This is a genomic window from Marinilabilia sp., assembly GCF_016278715.1.
Classification (GTDB): domain Bacteria; phylum Bacteroidota; class Bacteroidia; order Bacteroidales; family Marinilabiliaceae; genus Marinilabilia.
The window spans coordinates 1-4,413 of sequence record NZ_JADQBH010000219.1; the positions used below are offsets into that span (position 1 = coordinate 1).

Here is a 4,413-nt window from a genome sequence, read left to right on the forward strand (position 1 = left end):
AACGCTCCCAACCCGGTCAGACACAAAAACAAAAATCATGGGAACAACAAAAAAGGAATATTAGGTAATTTCTACGGAAAAGTAGGAACCGTGATCGGAAGCAAATGGAAAGGCATCAAATACATGCGCTCATTGCCCGATCCCAGTAGTAAACCACCCACACAAAAACAGCTGAACCAGCGGGAAAAGTTCCGTCAGGGATCTCTGTTTTTGCAACCGCTGGGGCCCGTAATCCGCATAGGGTTCAGAACACAGCAGTCCAGGCAAACCCCGGTAAATGCCGCTTTGTCGGATTTGCTGACCAACTCAATGAGTGGAGAGTCTCCGGATTTTTCCATCAACTATGAGCGGCTGAAAATTGCTAAAGGCAACCTCACAGGAGCGCGAAACGCTGGAGTTACCCTCGATGGCAACAATATCAATTTCTCATGGCTGGATAATTCAGGAGAAGGAGATGCCAGAACAGAAGACGAGGCCATTTTGACGGCAGTCAGCGATACGGCCTATCCGCTTTTCTCTCTGGGAGCAATCACTCGTGGAGCTGCCACCGGGAGCCTCGAAGTTCCTGATGGTACTTCGGGGAGTGTATTTCATTGCTATCTGGCATTTGCCGGAACCGATGGACGCACACAGGTAAGCAACAGCATCTACCTGGGCGAAGTAGCAATTCCTTAGTTTTTAATTGAGGTAAATGACCGGGGTCTTTACGGCTCCGGTCTCTTTTCTGTGATAACTGGTGAGCTGATGAATTAGCAGGTTTAGACTGTTCAAATCGCTCCACACACCCACCCCTAACTTATTGTCTATAAGCGCATGGAACAACAAAAAAGCCTATTTCCCTTTCGATAGTATGATAACAACAACTTGAACTTCTAATTTTTTTGTTTTATTTTCCATTTTTCTTTTCTGGAATATCGCAACGTCAAAATAACGATAAACCGATATTCCTGGTTAATCGCCATTTGTGAATGCTGAATCAGCAACCTCACAAATAAGAAAACCTACAATCAATTTGCTTTCGCAATATGTATAACAGAAGAGTGCTTTAATTCTATTCTGTAATCTGTATAACAATAAAACCCTGAAAAAATGCCTGAAACTCCCCTAACCCGGAGTTATTTCATGGTACTTGACCATGTTAGAACCAATTGGCAAAATGTGGATCCAAAGAACCATGAATACCCGGAAAAGCAATTCTCAACAATCTTTAAGACCATCAGCGACCTTATAAGGATGGTGGCAACTAACCCCGGGAAATCAGGGGGAGTACTACAACTGAAAAAAATATTCGATAGCCTTCTTTACATCAAATGCTCGTACGACAAATATGACTGGCAAATAGATAACGTCCCCAAAAAAGCGCTAACAACTTACTGGCTTGATTTGGCTTTCTACTTAAAAATCTGCCGTTATCTGAGAAACGCGGCTACAATCTGGTCTTCCTTGCTTCCTCTTGACATATTGCCTCCGTCGCATCTCACAAATGTGAAGATTAACAAAGCATCATTACAAAAGGCAAAATCACTCTGCACCGATATAACAGACCTCGAAATGTTCGAAGAAATGGAACCGCACAAACCTGTGGAGTCAATCATCTCCTCTCTTTCGGCTCTAGCAAAGAAAAACAATAATTATAATCGTTTTGCCCTTTTGTTACAGACTTTAAAAAGCAACTTAAAAGTATTCTCCCCACACAACCAAATGGACGAGCAACTTATGCTTTCCCATTTGAATAAAATTAAACTATATCTTCAAAATAGTCCTTCACCCGAAAATTTCTTTAATATTATTACCTGCGCTATAGACACAGGCCTTTTAATAACCTGCGACACGGAAGACTCCATTTCAAAACTCATTACGGAATGTACAAAAGGAAAGGAGCCATTGTCTGAACTCAATCAATTGAGTTCCTCTCTGCATTTTCGTGGTAAAATTAACAAACAGAAGTATACCAGTTCTGACTTGAACATCAATGTTTATTGCTCTTTCAACTACCTGAAAAAACGAATAAAACAAATCACAAAAGAAACCAGATGCGCCACCGACACAACTCCAAAAATACAATGGTTCGATAGCCAGGAAAGATTTCTGGAGCTTTTCTGCAAACTTATTAAAGACAAAACCATCCTCATTCCCAATCAAAGAGACAGAAATACAACTATTAATCTAATATCAAATATTTTTCTGGTCAGAATGATTCGGGGCGATGGCTTCTATTCTCCAGTATCTCTGGCCAAATACATCAGGGAAAAAATTGGTGGCTATTATTGATGGAGCGGTTAGTAGTCAATTTGCTTAAATTAAATCACCCATATTTGATAAAGAACCTTTTTATCTCTCTGTTTTCATTTACAATAGTCCGTTAAGCTTTTGTAATCGCCTAAGAATCAATTGTTTGCAAATGCTCGGGCAATTGCCCTAACAATCAGATTATCAGCATCATAGAATTCCTCTTAAATCTTATATCTAACAATCTATTGCATTTATGAAAGAGATAAAAAGTCAAATTGATTATAATTTCTGATTTTATAATCCGCAATTTCATTTTCAATGCCATCCTGATTGTTTTTTAAAATGGCTACTGTTTTCATTCCTGCTTTTTTTGCCGCTAATAGTCCTGAAGTTGAATCCTCAAGAGCCACGCAATGCTCTGGTTTTACATTTAACTTCTCAGCCACAGTCAGGTAAACCAACGGACTCGGTTTTCCCTCAGATTCGTGTTCCGCAGATGAGGTAACATCAAAATAGGCCTTGAGTTTCAGTTTTCTTAATACGATGGGAATTAGGCTCGAGGGTGAATTTGTAGCCAATCCAATTTTATATCCCTTAGATTTTAATACTTCTAGAAATTCTTTTATGCCCTCAATTTCTGTTCCTTCCGTTTCTATTAGCATGGCTACACGATCTACTACACCAGCTTCAACCTCCTTAAGTGTTTTATCTTTCCAGGGAAACCTTTTGAACCAAAATTCAGTAACTTCGGTTGTTGTCATCATCTCTGTGATTTTACATAATTCATCTGACAATTTGACTCCAACTGATGAGAAAACTTCTTTTTCAGCCCTTTTCCAAATATGCTCTGAATCAATAATAACCCCATCCATATCAAAAATGATTGCTTCAATTTTATTACCTGTTTTCTTACTCATATTTTATCGTTGCAAAATTATTGGTTGTTATTCCGTCGACTGGATTTTCAGAACATCTTTATCTTGATGTTTCAGAAAAACAGCCAATGCTTTTCCGATCGCTCCCGAACCAACGATAAAAATACAGTTTTCTTTCATAAGCTATGTCTTCAAAGCTCAATGGTTTCTCCATCTTCGGGTACAAAAACTCTGTTCATGTTTACAAGATGGTTTTCCAGATATTCTTTCATACTTTTGCGCGTAACAGTTTCATGGTCCAAAGCTCCAATATGCACAGTTACCACAATTGTGTCTTTTTTATAAGTTAAAAGCTCCAGAACTTGTTTTTCATCCATAATAACCTTATGAACACGTTCAAGCGAGATATATTCTTCGAAAGGATTATTTTCAGGCAGGAATACATTTCCTCCTGCATTACAAACAATTATACCCGGATTGAATTTGTCCAGAGTACTTTTTATACTATCACACCAAATTGTATCTCCAGTAATGTATAAAGGCGCTTCGTTTTCAGCCTCTAAAATGTATCCCGAAACCGTCCCCATAACACTTAAAATTTTTCCTTCGCCATGCAGCGCCTCTACTCTTGAAATTTTAACATTATCCAATGTTTTTTGCTGGTCGATTGCTTCAACCATCTTAAAACCAAACTTTTTTATTTTTTCTAAGTCTGATGGCTGGACAACCAGCGGGAGCGATTTTGAAATTGTTTCTTGTGCTTTGGTGTCAAAATGATCCGGGTGCAAATGAGTAATCAATACATAATCCACACCGTTTAATATATCCGATATCGAAAAGGGTAATGAAACGGTTGGATTGGCTGATTTTCCTGCAAATGATGGCAGACTGTTTACATCACCCAAAAAAGGATCCACCAGCCATATTTTTCCGCCATACTTAATTTTTACCGTTGCATTTCTTATTATTTGCACTTCCATACTTTCATGTTTTTAACAAAAGTAGGACTCAAAAAGACACGGATCACTATTGAAAATTGCTAATTTTCCTTTCGGTATTTTTGCGGGGACTTCAACACGGACTTTCTGATAATTGGGAAGATGGCCGAAGATTCTTTAAAGCCAACGAAAAACGCAATTTCATGTATAGGTAAATTGGTTTCCTTAATTAAATACTTAGCGCGTTCTATCCTAATTCTCTTTAAATATTGATACGGTGTAATTCCGTATACATTTTTAAAGACTCTTAAAAAATGAAAATGCGACATATAAACCAATTCAGACAACTTCTTTATCGATAAATCAGC

5 protein-coding genes are annotated in these 4,413 nt (G+C 38.3%); 2 read left to right on the forward strand and 3 right to left on the reverse strand.

The genetic code is table 11. The features are described from left to right. Together QZZ43_RS13390 and QZZ43_RS13395 are read left to right on the forward strand one after the other, a co-directional pair. Window positions 1-675, forward strand: a 675-nt coding sequence (locus QZZ43_RS13390; protein WP_291860274.1) for a DUF6266 family protein, incomplete at its 5' end; no start/stop codon positions are given. 414 nt (window positions 676-1,089) lie between these two features. After that, on the forward strand, window positions 1,090-2,271 hold the full coding sequence (locus QZZ43_RS13395) for a hypothetical protein (RefSeq protein ID WP_291860277.1): 1,182 nt from the start codon (window positions 1,090-1,092) through the stop codon (window positions 2,269-2,271). Between the two features lie 212 nt (window positions 2,272-2,483). Here the strand turns inward: QZZ43_RS13395 and hxpB are convergent, their stop codons facing one another. The 3 genes from hxpB to QZZ43_RS13410 all read right to left on the reverse strand — a co-directional run. Next, complete coding sequence (hxpB, locus tag QZZ43_RS13400; protein WP_291860280.1) at window positions 2,484-3,149, reverse strand: hexitol phosphatase HxpB; 666 nt, start codon at window positions 3,147-3,149, stop codon at window positions 2,484-2,486. A 149-nt stretch (window positions 3,150-3,298) separates the two neighbouring features. Next, the gene (locus QZZ43_RS13405; protein WP_291860283.1) at window positions 3,299-4,087 is read right to left on the reverse strand and encodes an MBL fold metallo-hydrolase; all 789 of its coding nucleotides are present in this window, start codon (window positions 4,085-4,087) and stop codon (window positions 3,299-3,301) included. 59 nt (window positions 4,088-4,146) lie between these two features. Further along, window positions 4,147-4,413, reverse strand: a 267-nt coding sequence (locus QZZ43_RS13410) for a helix-turn-helix transcriptional regulator (RefSeq protein ID WP_291860286.1), incomplete at its 5' end; no start/stop codon positions are given.